The organism is Kitasatospora sp. NPDC059747 (genome assembly GCF_042732955.1).
Classification (GTDB): Bacteria; Actinomycetota; Actinomycetes; order Streptomycetales; family Streptomycetaceae; genus Kitasatospora.
This window is the reverse complement of the sequence record NZ_JBHWGV010000198.1, coordinates 1-4,430: the sequence shown is the minus strand read 5'-3', so window position 1 is coordinate 4,430 and position 4,430 is coordinate 1. Positions and strand designations below refer to the sequence as shown.

3 protein-coding genes are annotated in these 4,430 nt (G+C 73.6%); 2 read left to right on the top strand and 1 reads right to left on the bottom strand.

Going from position 1 to position 4,430, the window contains the following annotated elements:
• Nucleotides 1-136: 136 nt before the first annotated feature.
• Nucleotides 137-766, bottom strand: a complete 630-nt coding sequence (locus ACFV4G_RS41690; RefSeq protein WP_380448534.1) for a TetR/AcrR family transcriptional regulator — start codon at nt 764-766, stop codon at nt 137-139.
• A gap of 162 nt (nt 767-928) precedes the next feature.
• On the opposite strand from ACFV4G_RS41690, the gene ACFV4G_RS41685 reads away from it, so the two are divergent.
• Both ACFV4G_RS41685 and ACFV4G_RS41680 read left to right on the top strand, forming a co-directional pair.
• On the top strand, nt 929-2,428 hold the full coding sequence (locus tag ACFV4G_RS41685; RefSeq protein ID WP_380448532.1) for an APC family permease: 1,500 nt from the start codon (nt 929-931) through the stop codon (nt 2,426-2,428).
• Nucleotides 2,429-2,507: 79 nt separating this feature from the next.
• The gene (locus tag ACFV4G_RS41680) at nt 2,508-4,244 is read left to right on the top strand and encodes an amidase (protein WP_380448530.1); all 1,737 of its coding nucleotides are present in this window, start codon (nt 2,508-2,510) and stop codon (nt 4,242-4,244) included.
• The last annotated feature ends 186 nt before the right edge of the window (nt 4,245-4,430 follow it).

Below are 4,430 nucleotides of genomic sequence, written 5' to 3'. Positions count from 1 at the left end.
GTGTGTGTGTGGGGTAGAGACCCCCACCCCCCACCCGGGGGGGCTCCGCCCACCCCCCGGCCCCCGCCCACCCCCCACCGCCCCCCGCCCCGGCCCCCGCCCCGGGCCCCCACGGCCCGGTGCCCCCTGCCTCCCCCTACTCGCTCCGGCGTTCCACGCCGTCGAGGAGTAGGCCGAGGCCCAGTTCGAACCCGCGGTCGTCGAGGCCCGTCGCGCCTCCGCCGCGGGCGAAGGAGCCGTCCAGGGCGTCCGCGAGCGCCGGGTACTCCGGCCGGTAGGCGGCCGGTTCCCGGGTGAAGCCGGCGGTGAAGGTCTCCATCGCCGAGCCCAGAACCAGGTAGTCCAGGGCCGCGGCGACCTCCGCCGCGTCCGCGGGGCCGAGGCCGGCCCTGCCCAGGAGGGCGAGCAGCGCGTCGTAGCCGCGCAGGGCGCTGTCCGCCTCGACGCGGCGTCGGGCGAGCAGCGCGACGGCGTTCGGGTGCCGCAGGAAGACGGCGCGGTAGCCGCGCGCGTACGCGGCGAGGCCGGAGCGCCAGTCGGGGTCGCCGAGCGGCTCGTGGTCGATCTCGTCGTTGACCAGCTCGGAGACCGCGTCGACCAGTGATTCCTTGCTCTGGATGTGGTTGTAGAGCGACGCCGCCTTGACCCCGAGCCGGTCCGCGAGTGCGCGCATGGTCAGCCCCTCGGGACCTTCCTCGTCCACCACCTGGAGCGCGGCGACCGCGATCCGCTCGTGGGTCAGCAATGCCCTGCTCGGTCGGCCCACCAAAAATCCCCTCTTCCGCTGTCCCCGTCCAGGGGCTATGGTGCCAGACCAACAGCCGTCGCTAACTAAGTTAGTTTTATCTGGAGGGCGCAGTTCGTGGCCGAGAACACCCCCACCGAGCACACCCCACCCGTGCGCACCACAGCCGTGAGCGCCACAGGCGTGAGCACCACAGGCGAGAAGACCGACGCCGACCGGCTCGCCGCGCTCGGCTACCAGCAGGAGCTGCGGCGCAGCCTCAGCGTGCTCGGCAACATCTCCATGGGCTTCGCCGTCGTCTCCCCGGTCGTCGGGCTGTACGCCGCCGTGCAGGTCGGCATGAGCGTCGCGGGCGGGGCCTGGATCTGGGCGCTGCCGCTGTGCCTGCTCGGGCAGTGCCTGGTCGTCGCCGTCTACTCCGAGCTCGCCTCGCAGTGGCCGCTGGCCGGCGGCGCCTACCAATGGAGCAGACGCCTGTCCAGACCGGCCTTCGCCTGGCTGAGCGGCTGGATGTGGCAGTTCGCCGTGATGTTCGGCAACACCACGGTCGCCTACCTCGCCTCGCCGTGGCTCTTCGCCCTCTTCGGGGCCGTCCCGACGCCCACCGAGCAGGTCCTCGTCTCGGTCGGCTTCCTGCTCTTCTGCACCGCGGTCAACGCCTACGGCATCAACTTCCTGCGCTGGTTCGTCAGCCTGGGCATCGCCGCCGAGGCCGTCGCGTCCGTCCTGGTCGGCTTCACCCTGCTGCTGGTCTTCCGCCAGCACGGCTTCTCCCTGCTCACCGACTTCCTCGACGCGCCGAAGGGGCTGGGCATCAGCGACACCGGTGCCCTGCTCGCCGCCGTGGCCGTCGCCGGCTGGGCCTTCATCGGCTTCGACGCCTGCGTGTCGACCGCCGAGGAGACCAAGGACGCGGCCCGGCAGGTCCCCAGGGCCATGTGGTGGTCGCTGCTCAGCGTCGGGCTCGTCGTCATCCTCAACGCGGTCTCGGTCGAGCTCGCCCACCCCGACCCGGCCGCCGTCGTCGCGGTCACGGACCTCGACCCGGTCACCACCGCCGTCACCCACGCCTTCGGCGGCTGGGCCGACAAGCCCTTCGTCCTCGTCGTCCTGATCAGCTTCACCGCCTGCCTCATGGCCTCCCAGGGCGGCGCGGCCCGCGGCCTCTACTCCCTCGCCCGCGACGACGTCTTCCCCTTCTCCCGCCACGTCCGCCGGATCAACCGGCACAAGGCGCCGATCGGCGGCCTCGTCGCCGCCACGGTGATCAGCTGCGCCGCGCTGCCCCTCGGCCTGAGCACCTCGGCCATCGGCAGCCTGATCACCTTCGGCAGCGCCGCCACCTTCGTGCCGTTCTTCCTGCTCACCGTCGTCGCCCTGACCGCCCGCCTGCGCGGCACCTGGAAGCCCGCCGGAGCGGTCGGCTACGGGCGCCTCGGCACTCCGATCAACCTCCTCGCCGTGCTGTGGACCGGCTTCGAAGTGGTCAACATCTGCTGGCCGCGCGCCGTCCTCGCCCCGGCCGGAGCGCCCTGGTACCAGGTCTGGGCGGCGCCGCTCGGCGTCGGTACCGTCACCCTCGCCGGCCTCGCCTACCTGCTGGCACGCCGCCCCGACCGCCGCATGCCCGACCCCGACCAGGACCGCCCTTCCACCGACGAACTCGCCCCGGCCGTCCTGTAGTTCCGCGACCACCCCGTGACGCGTCCGGGGCCGAGCGCCCCGGACCGTCCGACCGCCTCACATTCCTAGGGACACCCGCATGACCCACCCGTTCGACGTCGTCGAGACCGGCATCGCCGACCTGCGCGCGGCGCTGGAGAAGGGCGAGACCACCTCGGTCGGCCTGCTCGACGCCTACCTCGCCCGGATCGAGGCCTACGACCGGCCCGGCACCCCCACGGCGCTCAACTCCGTCGTCGTGATGAACCCGGACGCCCGCGCCGACGCCGAGGCCTCCGACGCCCGCCGCGCCCAGGGGCGGACGCTCGGTCCGCTCGACGGCATCCCGTACACCGCCAAGGACAGCTACCTCGCCAAGGGCCTGACCGCCGCCGCCGGTTCGCCGGCCTTCGAGCATCTCGTGGCCGGGCGCGACGCCTTCGCCATCGAGCGGCTGCGCGCCGCCGGCGCCGTGCTCATCGGCCTGACCACCATGCCGCCGATGGCCAACGGCGGCATGCAGCGCGGCGTCCACGGCCGCGCCGAGAGCCCGTACAGCGCCGACTGGCTGACCAGCGCCTACGGCTCCGGCTCCTCGAACGGCTCGGGCACCGCCACGGCGGCCTCGTTCGGCGCGTTCGGCCTCGGCGAGGAGACCTGGTCCTCGGGCCGCGCGCCCGCCTCGAACAACGCCCTGTGCGCCTACACCCCCAGCCGCGGCGTGATCTCGGTGCGCGGCAACTGGCCGCTCGTACCGACCATGGACGTCGTGGTCCCGCACACCAGGACCATGGCCGACCTGCTCGAACTGCTCGACGTCATCGTCGCCGACGACCCGGACACCCGCGGCGACCTGTGGCGGGCCCAGCCCTGGGTGCCGCTGCCCGCACCGTCCCGCGTCCGCCCGGCCTCGTACCCGGCCCTGGCGCCCGCGGACACGGCGGCGGCGCGTGCGACGCTCGCCGGCCGACGCGTCGGCGTGCCCAGGATGTACATCAACGCCGACCCCGACGCGGGCACCAACCCGGACGGCGGCATCGGCGGCCAGACCGGGCAGCGGATCGACACGCGCGCCTCGGTCCTCGCCCTGTGGCAGGCCGCCCGCCGCGACCTGGAGTCCGCCGGCGCCGAGGTCGTCGAGGTCGACTTCCCCGTGGTGACCAACTACGAGTCCGACCGCCCCGGCGCGCCGTCCCTGCTCTCCCGGGGCCTGGTCGGCCGCGACTTCCTCGCCCGCGAGATCCTCGACCTGTCGGCCTGGGCCTGGGACGACTTCCTGCGCGCCAACGCGGACCCCGCGCTCCCCACCCTCGCCGACGTCGACGGCGCCCTGATCTGGCCCAAGCACCCGGGCGAACTGCCGGACCGCTACGCCGGCTTCGACGACGTGATCGCCGACTACCCCCGACTGGTCCGCGACCAGGCGTATCAGGCGTTCACCGACATTCCGCACCTCGAACAGGGACTGCGCGGGCTGGAGGAGACCCGCAGGATCGACCTGGAGGAGTGGATGGACGAACTCGGCCTGGACGCCGTGGTCTTCCCCACGGTCGCCGACGTCGGCCCGGCCGACATGGACGTGAACGAGGCCTCCGCCGACCTGGGCTGGCGCAACGGCGTGTGGGTCGCGAACGGCAACCTCGTACCGCGCCACCTGGGCATCCCGACGGTGACCGTGCCGATGGGCACCATGACCGACACCGGCATGCCGGTGGGACTGACCTTCGCGGGCCGCGCCTACAACGACAACTCGCTGCTCCGCCTCGCCGCCGCCTTCGAGAGGACCGGGCGCCGCCGCACGGAACCTCCCCGCACCCCACGGCTGCGGGCCTCCTGAGGCCCCGACCCCGAGCGGCGCCGGGACCCCCCGTAACGGGGAGGGGAGCCCACCCGGTGGGTGGGGGTGGGAAAAACATAACCTCCCGGGGGGGGGAGACGGGCGCGGGGGGCGCCGCGGGGGAGGTGGGGGGTGTGGTACTGGTGGACCGTCGGGCCGCTGATCGGACTGGCGACGAGCGGGCCG